General features: G+C 70.3%; 26 protein-coding genes. 3 read left to right on the top strand and 23 right to left on the bottom strand.

Annotated elements, in window-relative coordinates; genetic code table 11:
- Positions 1-142 precede the first annotated feature (142 nt).
- The 16 genes from R4I43_RS23220 to R4I43_RS23145 all read right to left on the bottom strand — a co-directional run bounded on the left by R4I43_RS23220 (position 143) and on the right by R4I43_RS23145 (position 13055).
- Positions 143-733, bottom strand: a complete 591-nt coding sequence (locus tag R4I43_RS23220; protein ID WP_324267790.1) for a TlpA family protein disulfide reductase — start codon at positions 731-733, stop codon at positions 143-145.
- Complete coding sequence (locus tag R4I43_RS23215) at positions 730-1374, bottom strand: histidine phosphatase family protein (protein ID WP_324267789.1); 645 nt, start codon at positions 1372-1374, stop codon at positions 730-732. Before R4I43_RS23215 ends, R4I43_RS23220 begins: the two co-directional genes overlap by 4 nt.
- Positions 1371-2720 carry a glutamate-1-semialdehyde 2,1-aminomutase gene (hemL, locus tag R4I43_RS23210; RefSeq protein WP_324267788.1) on the bottom strand — a complete coding sequence of 450 codons (1350 nt, stop codon included), beginning with the start codon at positions 2718-2720 and terminating at the stop codon, positions 1371-1373. The genes R4I43_RS23215 and hemL overlap by 4 nt, the downstream gene beginning before the upstream one ends.
- 47 nt (positions 2721-2767) lie before the next feature.
- A complete protein-coding gene (locus R4I43_RS23205) occupies positions 2768-3103 on the bottom strand; it encodes a hypothetical protein (RefSeq protein WP_324267787.1) in 336 nt (111 codons plus the stop codon).
- A gap of 13 nt (positions 3104-3116) precedes the next feature.
- A complete protein-coding gene (locus R4I43_RS23200; RefSeq protein WP_324267786.1) occupies positions 3117-3752 on the bottom strand; it encodes a hypothetical protein in 636 nt (211 codons plus the stop codon).
- Between the two features lie 100 nt (positions 3753-3852).
- Positions 3853-4302, bottom strand: a complete 450-nt coding sequence (locus R4I43_RS23195) for a hypothetical protein (RefSeq protein ID WP_324267785.1) — start codon at positions 4300-4302, stop codon at positions 3853-3855.
- Positions 4299-4658 carry a hypothetical protein gene (locus R4I43_RS23190; RefSeq protein WP_324267784.1) on the bottom strand — a complete coding sequence of 120 codons (360 nt, stop codon included), beginning with the start codon at positions 4656-4658 and terminating at the stop codon, positions 4299-4301. The genes R4I43_RS23195 and R4I43_RS23190 overlap by 4 nt, the downstream gene beginning before the upstream one ends.
- Entirely contained in the window at positions 4658-5317 is a 660-nt protein-coding gene (locus R4I43_RS23185) for a hypothetical protein (protein ID WP_324267783.1), read from the bottom strand. Before R4I43_RS23185 ends, R4I43_RS23190 begins: the two co-directional genes overlap by 1 nt.
- Positions 5318-5440: 123 nt before the next feature.
- Complete coding sequence (locus R4I43_RS23180) at positions 5441-5968, bottom strand: hypothetical protein (RefSeq protein WP_324267782.1); 528 nt, start codon at positions 5966-5968, stop codon at positions 5441-5443.
- A gap of 43 nt (positions 5969-6011) precedes the next feature.
- Positions 6012-6587, bottom strand: coding sequence for a hypothetical protein (locus R4I43_RS23175; protein ID WP_324267781.1), 576 nt, complete (start codon positions 6585-6587; stop codon positions 6012-6014).
- A complete protein-coding gene (gene hemB, locus R4I43_RS23170; RefSeq protein ID WP_324267780.1) occupies positions 6584-7567 on the bottom strand; it encodes a porphobilinogen synthase in 984 nt (327 codons plus the stop codon). The genes R4I43_RS23175 and hemB overlap by 4 nt, the downstream gene beginning before the upstream one ends.
- A 228-nt stretch (positions 7568-7795) precedes the next feature.
- A complete protein-coding gene (locus R4I43_RS23165; protein ID WP_324267779.1) occupies positions 7796-9328 on the bottom strand; it encodes a bifunctional uroporphyrinogen-III C-methyltransferase/uroporphyrinogen-III synthase in 1533 nt (510 codons plus the stop codon).
- 14 nt (positions 9329-9342) lie between these two features.
- The gene (hemC, locus tag R4I43_RS23160) at positions 9343-10281 is read right to left on the bottom strand and encodes a hydroxymethylbilane synthase (protein WP_324267778.1); all 939 of its coding nucleotides are present in this window, start codon (positions 10279-10281) and stop codon (positions 9343-9345) included.
- The gene (locus R4I43_RS23155; protein ID WP_324267777.1) at positions 10278-11663 is read right to left on the bottom strand and encodes a glutamyl-tRNA reductase; all 1386 of its coding nucleotides are present in this window, start codon (positions 11661-11663) and stop codon (positions 10278-10280) included. Before R4I43_RS23155 ends, hemC begins: the two co-directional genes overlap by 4 nt.
- Positions 11660-12538 carry a redox-sensing transcriptional repressor Rex gene (locus R4I43_RS23150; RefSeq protein ID WP_324267776.1) on the bottom strand — a complete coding sequence of 293 codons (879 nt, stop codon included), beginning with the start codon at positions 12536-12538 and terminating at the stop codon, positions 11660-11662. The genes R4I43_RS23155 and R4I43_RS23150 overlap by 4 nt, the downstream gene beginning before the upstream one ends.
- Before the next feature lie 298 nt (positions 12539-12836).
- A complete protein-coding gene (locus R4I43_RS23145; protein ID WP_324267811.1) occupies positions 12837-13055 on the bottom strand; it encodes a glutaredoxin family protein in 219 nt (72 codons plus the stop codon).
- 426 nt (positions 13056-13481) lie between these two features.
- On the opposite strand from R4I43_RS23145, the gene R4I43_RS23140 reads away from it, so the two are divergent.
- Both R4I43_RS23140 and R4I43_RS23135 read left to right on the top strand, forming a co-directional pair.
- Positions 13482-14153, top strand: coding sequence for a sigma-70 family RNA polymerase sigma factor (locus R4I43_RS23140; RefSeq protein ID WP_324267775.1), 672 nt, complete (start codon positions 13482-13484; stop codon positions 14151-14153).
- 186 nt (positions 14154-14339) lie between these two features.
- Entirely contained in the window at positions 14340-15227 is an 888-nt protein-coding gene (locus R4I43_RS23135) for an HAD family hydrolase (protein WP_324267810.1), read from the top strand.
- 22 nt (positions 15228-15249) lie between these two features.
- Here R4I43_RS23135 and R4I43_RS23130 read toward each other — a convergent pair whose 3' ends face one another.
- From R4I43_RS23130 to proC, 6 genes are all read right to left on the bottom strand, one after another.
- The gene (locus R4I43_RS23130) at positions 15250-15660 is read right to left on the bottom strand and encodes a VOC family protein (RefSeq protein WP_324267774.1); all 411 of its coding nucleotides are present in this window, start codon (positions 15658-15660) and stop codon (positions 15250-15252) included.
- A 140-nt stretch (positions 15661-15800) separates the two neighbouring features.
- Positions 15801-16709, bottom strand: a complete 909-nt coding sequence (locus R4I43_RS23125; RefSeq protein ID WP_324267773.1) for a lysophospholipid acyltransferase family protein — start codon at positions 16707-16709, stop codon at positions 15801-15803.
- 14 nt (positions 16710-16723) lie between these two features.
- Entirely contained in the window at positions 16724-17758 is a 1035-nt protein-coding gene (locus R4I43_RS23120) for an NAD-dependent epimerase/dehydratase family protein (RefSeq protein WP_324267772.1), read from the bottom strand.
- Positions 17759-17905: 147 nt separating this feature from the next.
- Positions 17906-18007 (bottom strand): 30S ribosomal protein bS22, encoded by a 102-nt coding sequence (locus R4I43_RS23115; RefSeq protein ID WP_010241351.1) that lies wholly within the window; start codon positions 18005-18007, stop codon positions 17906-17908.
- A 181-nt stretch (positions 18008-18188) separates the two neighbouring features.
- Entirely contained in the window at positions 18189-18413 is a 225-nt protein-coding gene (locus R4I43_RS23110) for a helix-turn-helix domain-containing protein (RefSeq protein WP_125093164.1), read from the bottom strand.
- Between the two features lie 242 nt (positions 18414-18655).
- Entirely contained in the window at positions 18656-19477 is an 822-nt protein-coding gene (proC, locus tag R4I43_RS23105) for a pyrroline-5-carboxylate reductase (protein ID WP_324267771.1), read from the bottom strand.
- Between the two features lie 151 nt (positions 19478-19628).
- Here proC and R4I43_RS23100 point away from each other — a divergent pair, with 151 nt between their 5' ends.
- Positions 19629-21257: a long-chain fatty acid--CoA ligase gene (locus R4I43_RS23100; RefSeq protein ID WP_324267770.1), complete on the top strand. Its 1629-nt coding sequence runs from the start codon at positions 19629-19631 to the stop codon at positions 21255-21257.
- 112 nt (positions 21258-21369) lie between these two features.
- Here R4I43_RS23100 and R4I43_RS23095 read toward each other — a convergent pair whose 3' ends face one another.
- Entirely contained in the window at positions 21370-22155 is a 786-nt protein-coding gene (locus tag R4I43_RS23095; protein ID WP_324267769.1) for a thioesterase family protein, read from the bottom strand.
- Positions 22156-22189: the final 34 nt, after the last annotated feature.

Below are 22189 nucleotides of genomic sequence, written 5' to 3'. Positions count from 1 at the left end.
CCTCACGCACCGGGCTGGGTGAACCAGCCCACGAACGCCCAGGTGAAGGCGACTCCCAGGCACGAACCGCGCAGCGGGAGGACGTTGGTCCCGCTCATTTCAGGACCAACGTCTCCCGCCGCGAGACGGGCGTCACACGCTCTCAGGCGGGCTCGGAGGCGATCTTCTGGACCTCTGGGAGCAATTCGCTCTCGAGCATCTCGGTCAGGAAGATCGCCGCGACGCGGTGCTGGCGGTCCAGGACGATCGTCGCCGGGACCGTGCTGCGCGGGAACTGGCGCAGCGAGAGCAGCGTGCGGCCGGCAGGGTCGAAGATCGACGGGTAGGTCAGGCCGCGGTCGCGGTGGAAGTCCGCCGCCGCGCTCTGGTTGTCCCGGACGTCGATGCCCAGCACCTGCACGCCCTGCGGACCCAGCTTGTCCTGGACCGCCTGCAGGTCGTCGGCCTCCGAGCGGCACGGGCCGCACCAGGAGCCCCAGATGTTGAGCACCACGACCTCGCCCGGGAAGTCCTGGATCCCCAGCTGCTTGCCGGGGGTGAGCAGGTCGTCGCCGGACAACGAGCTGATCCGGCCGCGCTCGGCCGGCGGGTAGAAGATCCGCGTCTGCCCGCCGGGCGAGACGAAGGTGAACTCGCCGCCCGCCTTGTTCTCGTCGTCGCCCTGGGTGGCGCAGCCACCGACCATCGCCAGCGCGGCGGTCAGCACGCCGAGCCGTAGGAGAAGCTTCCTCATGCGCCCGTCACTCTCGGATCGGTGCCACCGGCGGGTTCCACGTAGGCCACCCGCACCAGTTCTTCGCCGCGGAACACCAGCGTGGTCAGCGACGCCAGCGAGCACTCCCTGCGCCGGGGGTCGTGCCACATCGGCTTGCCCTCGACGTAGCGGCGCAGCGTCCAGATCGGCAGCTGGTGCGAGACGCACACGGCTTCCCGCCCGGCCGCCGCGGCACGCGCGCGGTGCGCGGCGCCGAGCATCCGGTGCGCGATCTCCAGGTAGGGCTCACCCCACGAGGGCGCGAACGGGTTCCACAGCTTCGGCCAGTGCCGGGGCGAGCGCAGCGCGCCGTCGCCGACGGAGACCTTCAGGCCCTCGAAGCGGTTGTCGGCCTCGATGAGCCGGTCGTCGGTGGCCACGTCGACCTGGAACATCGCGCCCAGCGGGCGGGCGGTCTCCTGCGCGCGCTGCAGCGGCGAGGAGATCACGCGGGCCACGTCGTGCCCGGAGAGGAACTCCGCGACGAGCTTGGCCTGCTGATCGCCCTTGTCGGAGAGCCGGTAGCCGGGCAGCCGGCCGTAGAGGATGCCTTCCGGGTTGTGCACCTCGCCGTGCCGGAGGAAGTGCACGAGGGTCTTCTCACCCCGGGGTGCGCTCATTTCGACGCCTCCGGCGCGGTCGCGGCGGCTGCCGCGCGCGCGGCGTGCGGGAGGGCCTCGGCGATCTGCTCGAACGCCGCGTCATCCATCGCGGCGTTGACGAACCAGGTCTCGAACGCGCTCGGCGGCGGGTAGATGCCGCGGGCCAGCAGCTCGTGGAAGAACGGAGGGAAGCGCCAGGTCTGTTGGGCCTGCGCCTGCTCGTAGTCGTGGACCGGGGTCTCGCTGAAGAAGACGCTGAGCATGTTGCCGGCCGAAGCGATCTGGTGCGCCACGCCCTCGGCGTTGAGCGCGGAACCGATCAGCTCGCGCAGCCGCTCGGCGTTGCGGTCCAGCGCCGCGTAGACCGAGTCGTCGGCGGCGCGGAGGTTGGCGAGGCCGGAGGCGACCGCGATCGGGTTCCCGGCCAGCGTGCCCGCCTGGTAGACGGGTCCGGTCGGCGCGAGCCGCGCCATCACGTCGGCGCGACCGCCGAAGGCCGCGGCGGGCAGACCGCCGGACATGACCTTGCCGAAGGTGTAGAGATCACCGGCCACGCGGTCGACGCCGAACCAGCCCGCAGCCGAGACGCGGAAGCCGGTCATCACCTCGTCCATGATCAGCAGCGCGCCGTTGGCGCTGGTCAGCTCCTTGAGCCCGGCGTTGAAGCCGGGCAGCGGAGCGACCGTGCCCATGTTCCCGGCGGCGGCCTCGGTGATCACGCAGGCGATCTCGTCGCCCTGCTCGGCGAAGACCTGCCGCACGGCGTCGAGGTCGTTGTAGGGCAGCACGACGGTGTCGGCGGCCTGCGCGCCGGTGACGCCCGGCGAGGTCGGCAGGCCCAGCGTGGCGACCCCGGATCCGGCGCTGGCCAGCAGCGCGTCGACGTGACCGTGGTAGCAGCCGGCGAACTTGACGATCTTCTGCTTGCCGGTGAAGGCGCGGGCGAGCCGGACGGCGCTCATCGTCGCCTCGGTGCCGGAGTTGACCAGGCGGACCTGCTCGACGGGCTCGACCCGGTTGATGATCTCCTGCGCCAGGTCGATCTCACCGACGCCGGGGGTGCCGAAGGACGTGCCGTGCACGGCCGTGTCGCGCACCGCGGCGACGACGTCGGGGTGGGCGTGCCCGTTGATCATCGGGCCCCAGGAGGAGACGAGATCGACGTAGCGGTTGTCGTCGGCGTCCCAGAGGTAGGCGCCCTCGCCGCGCACCATGAACCGAGGCGTGCCGCCGACGGACTGGAAGGCGCGGACCGGGGAGTTGACGCCGCCGGGCGTCACCGCCTGCGCACGCTCGAACAGCTGCCGCGACTGCGGAGCCGGATCGTCGTGCCGGGTCGAAGCGGAGTTCGCAGAAGCTGTCACGTCCCCCAGTTTGACACTCCCGCGCCTGTGGCCGGGCGCACCCCGGCCTAGTCGCGTCCCGCTCGGATGGACAGCACCACCTGGCGGAGGGCGTCGATGAGCAGCAGTCCGGCGAGGGTCGCTTCGATGACCGAGCCGGTGAGCCAGCTGCCGATGGAGCGGGTCACCACGTCCACGGCGCCGCGCGGCCCGGGCAGGTAGATGGTCACCATGCCCCGGCTCCACGCCCACCACGCGAGCAGCACGAGCGCGACCGAGGCGCCCAGTTCGATCCCGGCCACCGCCGCGCGCCACGGCTGGTTGAGCCGGCCACCGGCGCGCTCCGGTTCGGCGTCGCCGTCGAGCTTCGGCCCGTCGGCGGGCCACGGTTCGGCAGTCGTCACGGCGGAAAGCGTCTCACACGTCGCGAGCGTCCAGGACCGCGCTGATCCGGTCGGTGCGCTCGGCGTGTCGAGCCGCGTCCTGCGAGAGGTAGCCGAGCAGCCGGTAGATGCGCTCGTGGTACTCGGGCAGGTCGAGGTAGAAGATCGGTTCGTGGTGCATGACGCGGTTGCGGAAGTCGAGCATGCCCATGAAGTCGTCGTGCAGCGCGTTGCGCGGACCGGAGTAGTGGGGGAACGCCCGGTGCGTAGCGGGAACCCAGATCTGCCGGTCGTGGGTGCGGCTGAGCAGCGACACCCAGAACCCGAAGGTCAGCTCGGCGACCACGTCGTCCGGGGTGGAGCCCGCGCGGCGTTCGATCTTGCGCCGGGCCCGGCCGATCTTGAACTTGGCGTTGTCGGCGAGCTGCGCGGTCTTCCACCAGTCCTCGCGGCCGAACCGCTCCCGCAGCCGGTGGTGCAGGGCGTTGCGCAGGGACACCTCCAGCCAGTGCAGCGGGCCGTAGAAGGCGGCCGAGACCTGCACGTTCCAGTCGTAGAGCCGGACGGCGACGTCGACCTCACCACCCGCCTGCTTGAGGTAGCGGTCGAAGCGGGTTTCCGACAGCAGCTCCCGAACCCAACCGGGGAGTTCGACGTTGTCCCTGGTCAACGGGTTTTCCTTCCGGCTGCTGTGGATCTCGTGCTAGATTGGACGGCGTAGGCCCCGGGTCCGCCTCTGCTTCGGCACGCCGCCCGGGGCACTTTGCTGCCTACAACTGCGACTTCTTCTCGACGAGCTTGGCCAGTTCCACCGACAGCTTCTCCGAGTCCTTCGCCCAGGCCAGCACGACGGTGTCGTCGTCCAGTCGCAGCGGGACCTCGCCGGTGCCCTTCGGCGTGGTCCAGCTGCCGCCGAGCACCCGGGCGCCGACGGGCGCGCCCACTTCGCTGACCGCGACGATCCGATCGGTCGCCAGGCGTTCCCTGCCGAGCACGAGTTCGGACCGGGTCAGGCTCACCGCGAGCAGCCTGCGCCTGCCGTAGACCCAGATCGTGGCGGCGACGGCGAGCGCGAGGCCGACGAGGATCCACATCGCGACGTGCTCCGGACCCAGCGTCAGCTGCTCGGCGACGAGCCCCAGCGCCGCGAACGCCGGGCCCCACAGCACCGGCCACCAGCTGCTGCCGCGTTCGGAGTACAAGACCGGGTCGCCGCTCATCGCTCTCCCGTCAGCCAGTCGGAGCTCTGCTGCGCCCACATCAATACGGTCCCGGCGACGCCCAGCGCAAGCAGCAGGAGGGGGATCCAGGAACCAGCACCCGAAACGACCATCAGCACCAGGTGCACGACGGCCAGCACCGAGAGCACGAGCCGCGCCCAGGCCTTGCGGCGGAACACCAGCGCACCCAGCCCCAAGTAGATCGCCGCCAGTGCGACCCCGACGACGGTGTTGATCTGCTGCAACCGCGCCTCGACGGCCGGGTCGAACCAGGTGAGCCCGGTTTCCAGCAGGAGCAGCAGGGAGAGGACCCACCACAGCACGACCGCGATGCGCAGCGGTTTCGGCGGTGCCATCAGTACCGGCGGCTCGACGCGTCGAAGTAGGCGTTGGACTTCGGCACGAAGACCAGCACGACGAAGGCGACGGTTCCGATCACGCCGAGCCCGCCCTGCACGTAGCTCAGCGCGTAGTAGGAGCCGGGCAGCGCCTCGCCTTCGGCCAGCCCGGCCGCCATGCCACCGGAGCCGAGGGTGCCGATGCTCGACATCGCCCAGAACCCGGCGAAGATCGTCAGGGTGACCCGCGCCCAGTTGCGGCCCGCCCGCAGCTTGAAGCCGAAGGCGATCCACAGGCCGGTCAGGATCAGGTAGAAGATCGTCAGGACGATGAAGAAGACCATCATCACGCCGTGGACCGCAGAGGTCATCTCCGCCGTCAGCTCCTCGTCCGCGCCGCCGCTCATCGAGTTGTTCACCCAGCCCTGCAGCATCAGGTAGCTGACCACGTTGAGCACCGTGACCAGCAGCGGGAGGACCACGGCGATCCAGAACGCGGTCTCGACGGTGGCGGGCCGCTGCGGCACCGCCATCTCGTGCACGGGCACGGGCGGCGCGCTGAACGGGTTCTGCGCGTAGGGCTGGTATCCGCCAGAAACCTGCTGCGGAAGACCACCGGAAGGAGTCCCGGACTGCGGGTGACCACCCTGCTGCCAAGGATTCTGCGGATAACTCACGGACGAACCCTAGAAACCCCCAGATACCCCTGTCCACCAGTTCCGGTCAAGACACGGACATCAGTGGAAATCACACATCCGATCTCGATGGGACATCCGGTGAAGAACGTGCCGCGGGAAAGGTCAGCGGGACTGGAAGTGGGTGTTGGCGGGGGTTGTGTAGGCGTAGATGATCGTGGCGGCGAGGGCGGCGAGTTGGAGGACCGCGAGCAGGACCGCGGCGATCCCGCCGGTGGAGCCTCCCACGACCGTGGGGATCGTCAGGAGGAACCAGAGGACGCCGACCACCGTGATCACGATGCGGGCCCAGTTGCGGCCGTTGCGCATGAACACCAGGAACATGATCCACAGCCCGGCTAGGACCAGGCAGAACACCGCCGCGATCGCGATCGTCACCTGGAACAGCGCGCGTGCCTGATCGAGGGTGATCTGCTGCTGCCCTGCCGCCTCCGCCTGGCTGATGACCATCTCCAGCTCGGCGTCGGTGAGCGTCGTGGAGGCCACCGCGAACAGCACCAACCCGATGATCGGGCTGGCGACGCCGGCCCAGAACGAGTAGTCGACCGCGCGCGGCCGCTGCCGTCCGCTCGGACCCTCCGGAGGAGGCGGCGGGGCGGCTCCGTACGGGTTGACTGCGTCAGGCGGCGTCACGAGATCAGACTAAGAACGCCTCCGGAACGTGTCCACCGGAACGTCACAGCACGGTGCGCGGCGGTCGCGGACGGGCACCGCGGTTCTCGCGGATGAACCGGTTGGCCTCCGGCCGGTACATGAACACGATCGCCGCGACCTCCACGACCGCGACCAGCACCGCGAACACCACGTCGACACCGCTCACGGTCATGCCGGTGAGCTGCTTGATCAACGCCGGGCCGATCAGCGACACCGTCAGCACCGTGATCACCGCGTTGAACACGCCGAAGCCGCCGAAGACCGTCAGCGTGATCCGCGCCCAGTTGCGGGCCTCCAGCATCCGCCTGCTCAGCAGCACGTACACCATCAGCGTCAACGCCTTGAACATGAAGGTGAACATGATGCCGCTGTTGGCGGCGGCGTCCAGGTCGGTCTGGGTCATCTCCGGTTGCAGCTGGCGCAGCTCGCTGATCAGCCGCTCCCGGTCGAGCAGCTGGACGAACGCCTGCACCACGCCGACCAGCACGGAGGCGATCCACAGCCACCGCGCGATCTGCAGCGCCTTCGGCGGCTGCGCGGGCTCCGGCGGCGAAACCGGTCGGCCGAAGGCGTCCACTCGCTGCTCCACGTCGGTCATGCGCGCGCGTCCTGCAGCCACTGCGCGGCTTCGGTGGCCCAATAGGTGAGCACGACGTCGGCGCCCGCGCGGCGGATGGAGGTCAGCGCTTCCAGGACGGTGCGCTGCCGCTCCAGCCACCCGTTGGCCACGGCGGCCTCGATCATCGCGTACTCGCCGGACACCTGGTAGGCGGCGACCGGCACGTCGGCGACGCCGGCGATGTCGCGCAGCACGTCCAGGTAGGACATGGCGGGCTTGACCATCACCATGTCGGCGCCCTCGGCCAGGTCCAGGTCCGCTTCGCGCAGGGCTTCGCGGCCGTTGGCCGGGTCCTGCTGGTAGGTCTTGCGATCGCCCTTGAGCTGCGAGTCGACGGCCTCGCGGAACGGGCCGAAGAAGGCCGAGGCGTACTTCGCGGAGTAGGCCATGATCGACACGTCGTCGTAGCCGGTGGCGTCCAGCGAGTCGCGGATGACGCCGACCTGGCCGTCCATCATGCCGCTCGGGCCCACCATGTGAGCGCCGGACTGCGCCTGCACCACGGCCATCTCGCCGTAGACCTGCAGCGTGCGGTCGTTGTCGACGTTGCCGTCCTCGTCCAGCACTCCGCAGTGGCCGTGATCGGTGAACTCGTCGAGGCACAGGTCCGCCATCAGCACCGTGCTGTCGCCGACCTCCGCGCGCAGGTCGCGCAGCGCCACGTTGAGGATCCCGTCGGGGTCGACCGCGCCCGAACCCACCGCGTCGTGCTGCTCGGGCACGCCGAAGAGCATCAGCCCGCCGACACCGGCGCTGACCGCCTCGACCGCGGCCTTCTTCAGCGAATCGCGGGTGTGCTGGACGACGCCCGGCATCGACGAGATCGGCACCGGCTCGGCGGCGCCTTCGCGGACGAACATCGGCAGCACCAGGTGCCGCGGCTCCACGGAGGTCTCGGAAACCAGACGACGCACCGCTGGATTGCGGCGGAGTCGACGGGGACGGCTCGTCGGATACATAACTGCGGCTCCCCAAGCTGACTCGGCGGGGTGACACCCCGAGCGTATCCACCCCTGGAACTCGCGATCCGCAGGCCTCACCCCACCGTGACCGAACGCTCAACCGCCGCCCCGCTCACGCCGCCCGCCCGGGGCGAGAACCGCAGTATTCGCCCCCGGGACGGGGGTGGGAACGGCGAAGGGCGCCTCCGTCCTGGGGATGGAGGCGCCCTTCGGGTCGTCGCGGAGTCAGCTGCGGCGGGCTCGCTTGGCCTTGCGCGGGGGCGGCAGGGCGCCTTCCGCGCGGAGGCGGGCCGCGTGGGCCGCGAGGGCGTCGACCAGCTCCTCGATCCGAGGGGCCTCGGGCTGGACGTCGACCCGCAGGCCGAACTCCTTCGCCGTCTCGGCCGTGTTCGGGCCGATGCAGGCGACGAGGGTGCGGGCGTGCGGCTTGCCGGCGATGCCGACCAGGTTGCGGACCGTGGAGGACGAGGTGAAGCAGACGGCGTCGAAACCGCCGGTCTTGATCATCTCGCGGGTCTCGGCCGGCGGCGGAGCGGCGCGGACGGTCCGGTAGGCCGTCACGTCGTCGACCTCCCAGCCGCGCTCCTGCAGACCCGCCGACAGCGTCTCGGTGGCGATGTCGGCGCGCGGCAGCAGCACCCGGTCGACCGGGTCCAGGATGTCGTCGTGCGGCGGGAACTCCTGCAGCAGGCCCTCGCTGGACTGGTCACCGGACGGCAGCAGCTCGGGGATGATGCCGAAGGCGCGCACCTTCTCCGCGGTGGCCTCGCCGACGCAGGCGATCTTCACACCGGAGAACGCGCGGGCGTCCAGGCCGAACTCCGCGAACTTCTCCCACACCGCGCGGACCGCGTTCGCCGAGGTGAACACGACCCACTGGTAGCGGCCGTCGACCAGGCCCTTGACCGCGCGCTCCATCTGCGCGGGGCTGCGCGGCGGCTCGACGGAGATGGTCGGCACCTCGTGCGAGACCGCACCGTGCGACCACAGCCGCTCGCTCATCACACCGGCCTGCTCCTTGGTGCGCGGCACCAGGATCTTCCAGCCGTACAGGGCGCGGGACTCCCACCAGGACAGCTTGCTGCGGTCGGAGACGACCTCGCCGATCGTCACCACCAGGTGGCCCTGCAGCTCGCCGGCGTCGGCGGCCAGCGAGGCCAGCGTGGTGTCGATGGTGCGCTGCTGCACCGTGGTGCCGGACGCGGTCACCGCGACCGGGGTGGTCGCCGGACGGCCGTGCTCGACCAGCCGCGATGCGGCTTCGGCGAGGTGGCTGCCGGTGGTGTGCAGCACCAGCGCGCCGGGCACACCGGCCAGCGCCGGCCAGTCGGCGTCACCGCGGACGTCGACCTCGGTGTGCACGGCGCCCAGCGCGATGCCGGCGTAGGCCGGAACCGCGCTGCCGCTGGCAACACCGGGGATGACGTCGAACGGGGCCTCGGTCTTGGCGACCTCCTGCGTCTCGCGGACCACCGCGTCGGCGGTCAGCGGGTCACCGGCGACCAGCCGGACCACGTTGCGGCCGGTGTCGGCCTCGTTGGCCAGGTCCTTGGCGACGTCGGCCGGGTCGCCGACGGCGGGGCGGACCTCCGCCCCCTCGGCGGCCAGCGCGACGATGTCGGCGGGTACGTCCGGGTCGGTCACAAGCAGCGAAGCGCGGGCGATCACATCCCGGCCCCGAACGGTGAGCAGTCCCGCGTCACCGGGACCGGAGCCCACGAAAGCAATCCGTCCGGGGGTCTTACGTGCTCGGGTCATCAGGGCACTCCCCATCAACTACTGCCGGGGCCGCTGAGCAGTGCGGCCCGGGCTTCGAGCAGCTCGTCGGCCAGTTCCAGGCCCAGCTGCTCTGCGGCGGTCGTCTCACCAGTGGCGGAAGCGCGGACCAGGACATCGTCGTCGGTCGCTACCACTCCACGCACGGACAGGCGCAGCGCCACGCGCCCGTCGTCGTCGAGGTCCTCCACCACCTCGGCCAGCGCACCGACCGGCGCGTGGCAGCCGGCTTCGAGCCGGGCCAGCACTGCGCGTTCGGCGGCAACCGCGGCGCGGCTGGCCTGATCGTCCAAAACGGACTGCAGCAAGTGCTCGGTGTCCACGTCTTCGACGCGGCATTCCACTGCGAGCGCGCCCTGGGCGGGCGCGGGCAGCATCTGCAGTGGATCGAGCGTTTCCGTGATCACCGAAAGCCGGCCCACCCGGGCCAGCCCGGCGCGGGCGAGGACGACGGCGTCCAGCTCGCCGTCGGTCACCTTGCGCATTCGGGTGTCCACATTGCCGCGGATGCCGCGCACCTCCAGCCCCAGGCCTGCGGCCCGGAGCTGACTGGCGCGGCGCGGCGAACCGGTGCCCACAACGGACCCCGGGGGCAGTTCGCCGAGCGTCAGACCGTCCCGTGCCACCAGCGCGTCCCTCGGGTCCTCCCGGACCGGGACGGCGGCCAGCGACAACCGGGGGTCCGGTTCGGTCGGCAGATCTTTGTAGGAGTGGATCGCGACGTCGACCTCGTCGGCCGCGAGCGCTTCGCGCAGCGCGGAGGTGAACACGCCGACGCCGATCTCGGCGATCGGGGCCATCGACTTGTCACCGGGGGTCGTGACGGTCACCAGCTGGGTCGGGTAACCGGCCGCCTCCAGCTGTTCGGCGACCCACGTGCTCTGCGCCATCGCCAACGCGCTGCCGCGGGTGCCGATGCGGAGGGTCTTGTTCAACGGTCCTCACCGTCCTGTTCCGCCCGGCCGCGCAGCAGCGCCTGGGCGACCGTGACCCCGCCGGGGAGGTTCTCCTCGGCCTGCGGGGTGCCGATCACCGCTGCGGTCTGCGGGTCGAGCTCGAAGAGTTCGCGGAGGGCGTCGGCGTAGCCGGAGCCGCCCGGCTGCGACGCGAGTTGCTTGACGCGGACGGTCGGCGAGTGCAGCAGCTTGTCCACCACGCGGCGAACCGTGCGGGTCAGCTCCTCGCGCGTCGACTCGTCGATGTCGGGAAGCCGCGAGTCCAGCCGCAGCAGTTCGCTGTCGACGACCTCGGCGGCGCGCTTGCGCAGCGCGGTGACCGTGGGGGTCACCTCGGCCGAGCGCTGCGCGGCGAGGTAGCCGCGCACCTCCTCGGCGACGATCTCGGCGGCCCGGTCGGACTCGTTGCCGCCCTGCTTGTCCGACAGCCGCTGCTGCAGGCTCGCCAGGTCGACGACGGTGACCCCGGGCAGCTCGCCGACCTCGGCGGCGATGTCGCGCGGCAGACCGAGGTCGCAGCACAGCAGCGGCCGGTCGTCCCGGACCGTCAGGGCGGCGGAGACGACCTCCTCGGTCACCACGGCGCCGACCGCGCCGGTGCAGGCCACCACCAGGTCGGCGGCGGCGATCGCGTCGGCCAGGCCCGCTAGGTCCGCGGTGCCGGCGTCGACGCCGTCGCCGCGCAGCGACTCGGCCAGCCGCTCGCCGTTGGCGGCGGTGCGGTTGGCGATGACGATGCGGCCGATCCCGGCGCGCTTGAGCTGCGCGGCGGTCAGCCCGCCCATCGACCCGGCGCCGACCAGCAGCGCGCTCTTGCCGGCGAGCCCGTCGAGCGCGGCCTCGGCGTCGGCCAGGGCCTCGGAGACGACCGAGGCGCCCTCGTTGTCGATGCCGGTCTCGCTGTGCACGCGCTTGCCGACGCGCAGCGCCTGCTGGGCCAGCTCGTGCAGCGTCTTGCCGACGGTGCCGCGCTCGTCGGCGGTGCCGTAGGCCTGGCGCAGCTGGCCGAGGATCTGGGCCTCGCCGACGACCATCGAGTCCAGCCCGGCCGAGACCGAGAACAGGTGCTCGACGGCGGCACCGGCGTAGTAGACGTAGAGGTGGTCGGCCAGCTCACCGACCTCGGTGCCGGAGTGGCGCGACAGCACGGCCGTCACGTCGTCCAGGCCGCCGTGGAAGGTCTCGGCCAGCGCGTAGATCTCGACCCGGTTGCAGGTGGAGATCACGAACGCCTCGGCGATGTGCTCGCGCATGACGAGCTCGTCGAGGATCTTGTTGATGTCCCCACCACTGATGGCGACCCGCTCCAGGACCCGGACCGGGGCGCTGTGGTGGGAAATCCCGACGGTGAGCAGGTTCACAGCCGTTCCACCATCCTGTTCGCCGAATCGATCTCTCCCGGAAGCCCTGCGCCGCCGCCCGGCGGGCCACCGTCGGAGGCGCCGTCGACTTCGGCCGCGGCAGCCGATTCCTGCTGCCGGCGGGCCACGTGGAAGGACAGGATCTGCATCTCTACCGCCAGGTCGACCTTGCGCACCTCGACGTGCTCGGGAACCTGAAGCACGATCGGGGCGAAGTTCAGGATGCACGTGACACCACCGGCGACCAAGCGGTCGCAGACCTCCTGCGCCCCCTGGGTCGGGGTGGCGATGACGCCGATGGTGACCTCGCGCTGGGAGCACACCTCGACGATGTCGTCGATGTGGCTCACCGGGATGCCGCCGACCGGTACGCCGACCAGGTCGTCGTCGAGGTCGAACAGCGCCGAGACGGGGAAGCCGCGGCTCGGGAACCCGCCGTAGTTGGCCAGCGCGTGCCCGAGGTTGCCGATCCCGACCACGGCGACGCTGTGCTTGCGGGTCAGGCCGAGGGTCCGCTCGATCTGCCCGATCAGCACCTCGACCTCGTAGCCGACACCGCGGGTGCCGTAGGAGCCGATGTAGGAGAGGTCCTTGCGCAGCTTGGCGGAGTTGACGCCGGCCGCGGTCGCGAGCTCCTCGCTGGAGACCGTGGTGATGTCCTGCTCCGCGAGCGAGGACAGGGCGCGCAGGTAGACCGCGAGGCGGGCGACGGCCGCTTCCGGGATGGAACGGGCGCGCTCGCGGGCTGCCGGGACCTCGATCGCCCCGGCACCGTTGACATCAGCCCCGTTGGCGTCCGGGGTCCCCGGGGACGCAGCGACCCGAGCAGTGGCCTGCCCGTCTCCTTCTGGCACGTCCGCTCCTTGGGCCGTCACGCTGGATCTCCCTCGCCTGCTGGTGGTCTGCCCCTCGGGCGGCATCGATGTGGGACGAACACCGGGGAAACGGTGAGACGGAACCACCCGATCCGCTGATCCGCGCCGGAGAATCCGGCGGGGAGTTCCGGCGGCACGACCCCTACACCGTAGCCATTTGTGAATGCATGCACAAAGTCGGCGGGGGCGAGCGCACCGGAGGCGCAAACCTTCCCCGCCATCATTGCGGATACCCCCCTGAAGTGCCAAAACGGGTGGTACAGGGCACGTGAGCCACATCGCCCGGCCGCGAGCGGGCTCAGTTCCGCAGCGCTTGGCGGAGCCGCTCCTCCTCGACCTTCCAGAAACCGTGCTCGACTCCATCGATCAAGATCACCGGGACCCGGTCGCCGTACTCCGCGCGCAGCTCGGAGTCGGCGTCGACATCGCTGACCGACCAGGCCACTCCCAGCTCATCGCAGATCCGGCGCACGTCGGAGATCGCGTCGACGCAGGAGTGGCAGCCCTCGCGGGACATCACGGTCACCTCGTGCACGTCGCCTCCTCGCGGGTTCGTTCGGAAAAATTCGGCGGTTCCAACGTACTCAGCCGGAGACGCGCCGGAGACCGGGCTCACCACCTCGATCGTCCAGCTCACGTGTGCAAAATCACCCTGCGTGATCAGGCTCATTCCGCCCAAGGACCACGGACGCGACCAGACCGTCACCGCAATGAACTACCTACTTCTGAGTAACAACACGTATGCTGCTGCTCCAACGCCCACTTCGGTGGGAGGTCGGCCAGTCGAGTGAAGGCCCGATCGAGCGGTACCGACGCAACCCGTCGGCCCGGATCGGCGCCCGGATCAGGTGTCCGTCACGGGCACGACGACATGGTTGCCGGCCCGGTGCGTCCCCGTACCACCGAGGCCGGTGAAGCCAACGAAGGCAGGAGGTCGCCGGAGATGAGCAGCCCCAAGACGCTCGCACCCCCCGCCCCCGACACCGCAGGCCGCACTCACCACGTCGCAGCGCGGCAGGTGAGTTCAACGCCGCAGGTGTCGATACCGGACACCTGGACCACCCCCGACACCTGGGCCTACGTCAGCGCGGCCCAGCAAGGCGACAACGACGCCTTCGGCAGGCTCTACGACGAGTACTCGCAGACCGTCTACCGGTACGTGCTGTTCCGGGTCAGCGACCACTGCCTGGCCGAGGACATCACCAGCGAGACGTTCCTGCGCGCGCTGCGGCGCATCGCCTCGATCAGCTACCAGGGCCGCGACGTGGCGGCCTGGTTCATCACGATCGCCAAGAACCTCATCCTCGACCACATCAAGTCCAGCCGGAACCGGCTGGAGATCCCCACCTCCGAGGTCACCGAGCACGTGCCCGCCAAGGGCTCGCACGTCGGCCCCGAGCACCAGGTGCTGCTGGACGCCACCAACAGCGAACTGCTGCAGTGCATCCGCCAGCTCAACCCCGACCAGCGGGAATGCATCCGGCTGCGGTTCCTGCAAGACCTGTCGGTGACCGAAACGGCCATCGCCATGCAGCGCAACGAGGGCGCGGTGAAGGCCCTGCAGCACCGCGCGGTCCGCCGACTGGCGCAACTCCTCCCGGATGATCTCCGGTAGTTCTTGCCGATCCCGGCGGAGGTGCGCAATCGTGGCGCGGGCGAGGTCTTAAGCTAGGAGGACGCCGACCCGGATGACCGGGTCGGCTCGGACCACGGACTTCGCACATACCACTCCGGAGGAACCCCGGGAGGCGCGGCGGTGCCGACACGGCAGGGCTCGGCCGATGACGCGGACCACAACGGCATGCGCACGTCCAGCACAGAGCAGATCGACAGCGCGAAAGTAGCGGGTCGCGCCTCGGCCGAGGCGGCGGTTGCGGCCGCTTCGATCCAGGACGGCACGCTCACCACACCGCCGGACCTGACCGCGGCGGCGTTCTTCGACGTCGACAACACGATGATGATGGGCGCCTCGCTGTTCCACTTCGCGCGAGGACTGGCCGCCCGCAAGTTCTTCAACGCCGGTGACCTCGCCGGGTTCGCCTGGCAGCAGCTGAAGTTCCGCATCGGCGGCCGGGAGAACCCGCAGGACATCCAGGCCAGCCGCGAGCTGGCGCTGTCGTTCGTGGCCGGCCGCAGCGTCGAGGAGCTGGTGAACCTCAGCGAGGAGATCTACGACGAGCTGATGGCCGACCGGATCTGGGCGGGCACCCGCGCGCTCGCGCAGATGCACCTCGACGCCGGTCAGCGCGTCTGGCTGGTGACCGCGACCCCGGTCGAACTGGCCTCGATCATCGCCCGGCGGCTCGGCCTGACCGGCGCGCTCGGCACCGTCTCCGAGAGCGAGAACGGCCACTACACCGGGCGGCTCGTCGGCGAGATGCTGCACGGCCGCGCCAAGGCGCACGCGGTGCGCGCGATCGCCGCCAGCGAAGGCCTGGACCTGCGGCGGTGCACCGCCTACTCGGACTCGGCCAACGACATCCCGATGCTGTCGGTGGTGGGCACGGCCGTCGCGGTCAACCCGGACCAGCGCTTGCGCGAGATCGCCCGCGCCCGCGGTTGGGAGGTCCGCGACTTCCGCACCGGCCGCAAGGCCGTCCGCATCGGTCTCAACTCCATGCTCGGAGCGGGCGCCGCAGCGGGTGCGGTCGCCGCAGGGCTCGCCTACCGCCGCCGCGACCGCTCCTGAACCCACCGCCGAGCGAGGTCCCTCACCCGGTGATGTCGACCATCCAGTTGATGCCGAACCTGTCGGTGCACATGCCGAACTCGTCGCCCCACATCTGCTTCTCCAGCGGGACGTGGACCTGACCGCCCTCGGCGAGCTTGATGAAGTAGCCGCGGAGGGTGTCGGCGTCGCCTGACTCACCGCTGATGCTGATCGAGAAGTTGCCGCCGGGCTGCGCGGTCATGTCCGGTGGGGCGTCGGCCGCCATCAGCGTGAAACCCAGCTGGGTGGTCAAGTTGCCGTGCATGATCTTGTCCGCGAGCGGACCGTCCGCCTGGCCGAACTGGCCGTAGGTGTTCAGCGCCAGATCCCCGCCGAGCACCGAGCGGTAGAACTCCAACGCCTGCCGGGCGTCGCCGTTGAACTGCAGGTACGGGTTGAGCTTCGCCGCCACGGGAACCGCCTCCGGTCGTAGGGGTGCCGATGGACCGGCGCGGCGGCATCCCCGCCCGTCGCGCCGGCCCGGTACATCCTGGTCCTCCGGCGGCGTCCCGTGCACGCCCGGTGGCGCGGGATCATCAGACCGGGTGGATCTCAGCCGAGGAACACGTTCGTGCGCTGGGACAGCAACCGGTACAGCGTCTGCTGGATGATCTCCCTGACCTGGTCGGACAGGCTGAACACCAGCATCGGGTCGTCCGCCGCGCCCTCCGGGTACCCGCTGGTCTCGATCGGCTCACCGAACTCGATGTACCACTTCGACGGCAGCGGAACCGCGCCCAGCGGACCGAAGTGCGGGAACAGCGGCGTCACCGGGAAGTAGGGCACCCCGAGCAGCCGGGCGATCGGCTTCAGGTCCGCCAGCTTCGGGTAGATCTCCTCGGCACCCACTATCGCGCACGGGATGATCGGCGCACCCGTGCGCAGCGCCGCCGAGACGAAGCCGCCCCGGCCGAACCGCTGCAGCTTGTAGCGGTCCTTGAACGGCTTGCCGATGCCCTTGAAGCCCTCCGGCCACACGCCCACCAGCTCGCCGTTGGTCAGCAGCCGCTCGGCGTCGGGGTTGCAGGCCAGCGTGTGCCCGGCCTTGCGGGCCAACGGCCCCAGCATCGGCATCCGGAACACCAGGTCCGCGCCCAGCATCCGCAGGTGCCGCTCCGCGGGGTGGTGGTCGTGCAGCGCGACCGTGGTCATCAGCGCGTCCCACGGCAGCGTGCCCGAGTGGTTGGCCACCACCAGCGCGCCCGTGTCGGGCACGTTGTGCGCGCCGATGGTCTCCACCCGGAACCACTTCTCGTAGAACGGGCGGATCAAGCGCAGGAGGACCTCGTCGGTCAGTTCCTCGTCGAACCCGAACTCGTCGACCTGGTAGTCGCCGAGCAGCCTCCGGCGGGCGAAGGCGAGCACGTCGATGACGGCCTCCTCCCACCCCGGCTCCTCCGGGACGGGCGGAACCCGGTCGCCGTCCTCCGGTCGCAACGGAATCACCTGCGCATCGGCCATCGCGCCTCCGCCTCTCACCGCAGTCTCGAAAGCAGGTCCCCAGCGCGCCGCTCCAGCGCCATGATGTGCTCCGGCTCCACGACCGGCCGCAGTCCGCGCCCGCGCACGAAGTCGTCGAAGGCCTGCTGGGTGGTCCAGCGCGCGGTGAACCCGAAGGTCTCACGAAGCCGGGTGGTGTCGAGCACCCGCCCGAAGTTGAGGAAGCGCAGCTGCTCCGGCGAGAAGTCCACCAGCCGGGCACTGCGGAACAGCTGCGTCACCGCCGGGACCGACGGGCTCGGCAGCGGCAGCGCCACCCGCCCCGCGCGACGGATCGCCTGCGACAGCATCAGCACCCCGTCACCGGCGACGTTGTAGACGCCGGTCTTGTCGCCGAGCGTAGCGCGCTCCAGCACCGCCAGCGCGTCCTCCGAGTGCAGCAGCTGGAAGCGCGCGTCGAAGCCCAGGACCGTCGGTACCACCGGCAGCATGAAGTAGCGGGCCAGCATCGCGTCGATGCGCGGTCCGATCAGGTTGGAGAACCGCAGCGTGGTGATGTCCACGTCGGGCCGGCGGCGGCCGAAGCCGCGCACGTAGCCCTCGATCTCCACCGCGTCCTTGGCGTAGCCGGACGACGGCAGGTCCTTGGGTTCGACGTCCTCGGTGAACACCGCGGGATCGCGCGAGCTCGAACCGTAGACGGCGCAGGTGGAGCGCACCACGACCTTGCGCACCCGAGGCGACTGCTGGCACGCGGCCAGCAGCTGCATGGTGCCGATGACGTTCATCTCCTTGAGCGTCGCGCGGCCGCCCGGACCCGTGTGGGTGTTGATCGCCGCGTGCACCACGGTGTCCACCCCGGCGTTGTTGATGACCTTGCTGATCAGCGGGTTCCGGATGTCGGCGCGCACGAACTCGGTGCGTCCCATCCGCCGCAGCAGGTCCCGGCCGGGCTGGACCGTGTCCACTCCCAGCACCCGGTCGATCGCGGGGTTGGCCGCCAGCCGCGCCGCCAGGTGGCCGCCCAGGAAGCGGCTCACACCCGTCACCAGCACGACGTTCGGCCCCATTAGTCACCCCGCGCAGTCGAAGGAGTGCCGCCCGAGATCGATGCTACAGGCGCACCCACCGGCAACCGGGTTGACCGGGCGTTACCAAGCGAGGTCGAGCAAGAAAAACCGCCGTCGACATCCGATGGTCGACGGCGGTTCTCTAGATCACTTGCCCAACTTGCGACGCTGGACGCGCGTCTTGCGAAGCAGCTTGCGGTGCTTCTTCTTGGACATACGCTTGCGGCGCTTCTTGATGACCGAGCCCATGCGGACTCCTTCACTCTTGACGGCGGTTCGAACGTCTTCCGTGCCGGAGCAGCTGCCAGGAGCGCATCAGGCACGACCAACCCAAAACTTTACCTGCCCAGGTCTCGGGCCTGCCGCCGTGGTCCGGCAAGCGCGCTTCGACCACCCCCGGGCGCACCTGGGGGTGGTCTACGCGGGCGCCTCAACCCGCGTTGTAGTAGGCGTGCTCCAGATAGGCGTGCACGTCCTTCTCGGCGACCCGGAACGAACGGCCCACCCGGGCAGCGGGCAGTTCACCGGCGTGCACCAGCCGGTAGACCGTCATCTTGGACACCCGCATCAGCTTGGCCACCTCGGCGACGGTGAGGAACCGCACCTGGCCCATGCTCGGCGGCGCCTGCTGGCTGGGTTCGGAGTTCGCAGACATGCTTCACCGTGCCCTCCACACGTGTCGCCCCCGGCGGCTTCCCCGTCCGCCGGAAACCTCACGCACGTGCTACACCGAGACTAACGGGACACAGAGCAATTGTTGAGTTGACTTTTTGCTCGTTGCTGCTCGTGGTCACCCTGCTCAGCGGTGCGGGTGGCGGAACCTGAGCGGCGGTGCCAGTTGCTCAGGTGGGGTGTGAAGAAGAACTGGCTTCGCCGGTTGCCTGACGGGGAGCGGGTTCAGCCCTCGTCGTCTTCTTCGTGGGCTTTGCCGAGTTCGATCGAGCGGTCTCGGGCCGCTTCGATGGCGTCGATGAGGGCTGCTCGGACTCCGTGCTTCTCCAGCTCGCGGATGCCGGCGATGGTGGTGCCCGCCGGGGAGGTGACCGCTTCGCGGAGCATGACCGGATGGCCGCCGCCCTCGCGGAGCATGGCGGCAGCGCCGACCGCGGACTGGACGATCAGGTCGGCCGCCGTGGCGCGCGGGATGCCCAGCAGGATCCCGGCGTCGATCATGGCCTCGACCAGGTAGAAGAAGTACGCGGGACCGGAACCGGACAGGGCCGTGACCGCGTCCTGCTGGGTCTCCGGGACCCGGGCGACCTTGCCGACGCTGCCCAGCAGCTCCTCGACCACGTCCAGGTGGTGGTCCTCGGCGTGCGCACCGCCCGAGATGGCGGCCATCGCCTCGCCGACCAGCATCGGGGTGTTCGGCATGACCCGCACGACCGCCGTGCCCTCCGGCAGCCGGCGCTCGAACAGCTTCGTCGGCAGGCCCGCGCACAGCGAGACGACCAGCTTGCCACCGGGGATCTTCGGCGCCATCTCGTCCAGCAGCGGCTCGATGTCCTGCGGCTTGACCGCGACCACGACGACGTCCGCGCGCTCCACCGCCGTGGGCACGTCCACGTGCGAGATGCCGTAGGTCTTGGTCAGCTCCTCGGCCCGGGTCGGGAAGCGCTCGGTGAACAGCAGGTCGGACGGGGCTCGCCCGGCCTTGATCAGGCCCGAGAGCAGGGCTTCTCCGATCTTCCCGGCTCCGAGCACGGCGATGGTCGTCATGCGCCTCAGGGTGCCAGACCACGCTGCGTGTCGACCCCTCCCGTTGTCCCGACCTGGACGTTAATGTGTCTTGCACCACAACTCGAAGGTCTTTCCACCCCGCCACCGCCGAGCGATCTCCCCACGGACGAGAAGCGAAGGAGCTTCGACCATGTTGAGCACGATGAACGATGGCCCCCTCTCGATCGCCCGGATCTTGCGGCAGGGCCTCGGCCCGCACGGAGCCTCCGCCGAGGTCGTGACCTGGACCGGAGCCGAACCCCGGCGCAGCAGCTACGCGGAAGTGGGCCGGGAGGCCGCGCGCCTGGCGCACGCGCTGCGCGGGCTCGGAGTCACCTCCGACCAGCGCGTCGGCACGTTCATGTGGAACAACGCCGAGCACCTGGCCGCCTACCTCGCAGTGCCGTCGATGGGCGCGGTGCTGCACACCCTCAACATCCGCCTGTTCCCCGAGCAGCTGGTCTACGTCGCCAACCACGCCGAGGACCACGTGGTGCTCGTCGACCACACGCTGCTGCCGCTGTTCGCCAAGCTGCTGCCGGAGATGAAGACCGTCCGGCACGCGGTGGTCGTCGGCGCCGACGCGTCCGCGCTGGAGGCCCCGCCCGGGGTCGAGGTGCACGGCTACGCGGACCTGCTGGCCGGGCAGCCCGATGAGTTCGACTGGCCGGAGTTGGACGAGCGCTCCGCCGCCGCCATGTGCTACACGTCCGGGACCACCGCGAACCCGAAGGGCGTCGTCTACTCGCACCGCTCGATCTACCTGCACTCCATGCAGGTCTGCATGACCGACGGGATGGGCCTGCGGCAGGGCGACCGGGGCCTGGCCGTGGTGCCGATGTTCCACGCGATGTCGTGGGGACTGCCCTACGCGGCGCTCATGGTCGGCGCCTCGATGATCATGCCGGACCGGTTCCTGCAGCCCGAACCGCTGGTGGAGATGATCGCCGCCGAGCGCCCGACGATGGCCGCGGCGGTGCCGACGATCTGGCAGGGCGTGCTCGCCGAGCTGGAGAAGCAGCCCCGCGACATCTCCTCGCTGGAGGAGGTCGTGGTGGGCGGCTCGGCGTGCCCACCGGCGATGATGCGGACCTTCGAGGAGAAGTACGGCATCACCGTCGTGCACGCGTGGGGCATGACCGAGACCTCCCCGCTGGGCAGCCTCGCCCGGCCGCCCGCCGGGGTCACCGGCGAGCAGCGCTGGGACTACAAGGTCAGCCAGGGACGGCTGCCGGCCTCGGTGGAGGCACGCCTGGTCGGCGACGACGGCCAGGTGCGGCAGTGGGACGGCCAGAGCGTCGGTGAGCTGGAGGTTCGCGGCCCGTGGGTGGCCAAGGCCTACTACGGCGACGACGATCCGGAGAAGTTCCACGACGGCTGGTTGCGCACCGGCGACGTCGGCTACCTGACGCCCGACGGTTTCCTGCACCTCACCGACCGGGCCAAGGACGTGATCAAGTCCGGCGGCGAGTGGATCTCGTCGGTGGAGCTGGAGAACCAGGTCATGGCCCACCCGGCGGTGGCCGAGGCGATGGTCATCGGCGTCCCCGACGAGAAGTGGTCGGAGCGCCCGCTGGTGGCGGTGGTGCTGCGCGAGGGCCAGACCGCCGACCCCGCCGAGCTCCGCGAGTTCCTGGCCGGCTCGGTCGCCAACTGGCAGCTGCCGGAGTACTGGACGTTCATCACCGAAGCGCCGAAGACCAGCGTCGGCAAGTTCGACAAGAAACGACTCCGCCAGCAGCACTCCGAAGGCGCCCTCGACGTCATCCACCTGACCTGACCCGCACACCCCGGGAGGGACCCGATTTCAATGGAAACCCGGAACCCGATTTCCACTGAGATCCGGGTCCCGACTTCCACCGAAATCGCGAAGCCCGGCGGGTGCGCGCCGGTCAGGAGGGGGAGAGCGCGAGCTGGCGGGCCTGGCAGATGAGGCGACCCACCGAGTCGACGACCTGGACGTCCTCGTCGAACCACTGGCCGTGCACGGCGCGGCAGTCGACCAGCATGCGCAACCAGCCGTTGGCCGGGTGCGCGCGCAGGTAGGCGGTCAGCTGGACCGTCGGGGCCCAGCCGAAACGGCCCAGGTTCAGCGTCACCGGAACGGTCAGGTCGCCCGCCACCAGGCCGAACAGCAGGTCCGGCTGGCCGTCGCGGGGCTTGACCCACATCCGGTAGCGGGGCTCGCCGGTGCCGCCGTTGAGGAACTCGGCGGTGTTCGGATCGAGCCGCATGTCGCAGACCCCGGCGAGGTGGAAGAACCTCGTCGACTGGCTGAGGTCGACGGCGTCCGACGGCGGGTTCACCGGCATCGACGGCAGATCCGCCCACTCCGGCTCGGCCGCGGGCATCCGGCCCGCGGTCACCGTCGCGTCGACGCACACCTCGCCGCGCTGTTCGAGCATGGCGCGCACGACCGTGATGGTCTTGCCGGTCTTGAGCGCCTGCAGCCGGATCATCACCGGCCCCACGCGCGGCGGCCGCAAGTACTGAGCGCTGATCGACAGCGGCTCCAGCCCGGTGCCGTCGCAGACGGCTCTGGTGAGCAGCGCCAGCAGGTAACCGCCGTGCGGGTTGTCCCCGACGGCCCAGTCCGGGTGGAGGTTCGCGACGTAACTGCCGTCGCCGAGCGAGCGCACCGAAGTGGCCGCGGAGAACGGATCCTGGACCTCGGTCACGTGGGATCCACCGGTCGAAAGCCCACTGAGCGCA

It is taken from the genome of Saccharopolyspora mangrovi (genome assembly GCF_035320975.1).
GTDB lineage: Bacteria > Actinomycetota > Actinomycetes > Mycobacteriales > Pseudonocardiaceae > Saccharopolyspora > Saccharopolyspora mangrovi.
This window is presented reverse-complemented; position numbering and strand designations above follow the sequence as displayed.